At 52.8% G+C, this 269-nt stretch carries 1 protein-coding gene; it reads left to right on the forward strand.

The features are described from left to right. Positions 1-83 precede the first annotated feature (83 nt). Positions 84-269 (forward strand): helix-turn-helix domain-containing protein (locus HPY64_11605; protein ID NPV67783.1); only part of this gene is annotated, 186 nt, incomplete at its 3' end.

A 269-nucleotide genomic window follows, 5' to 3' on the forward strand; every position in this document is an offset into this window, starting at 1 on the left:
CGCAGTATTCTCAATAGAAATGCGACTCCGTGATAAAGTTGTTGTGGTTGCGAGACAAACAACCCAATCACAGGAGCCGCACGATGGACACTATAACACAGATTCAAGTGGCATGGGAATTGAAGAGAGTCGGGCACAGGGTGGATGAGATTGCTGAGCAGCTGGGGAAGCATCGGGCGACGATCTATCGCTGGCTCAAAGGCATTCGGATGCGGGGCATTCGGGGCTATGTGGCCTATTTCAAGCAGGCGAAGAAAGGACGCCGAGTG

Source organism: Anaerolineae bacterium, assembly GCA_013178165.1.
Lineage (GTDB): Bacteria > Chloroflexota > Anaerolineae > Aggregatilineales > Ch27 > Ch27.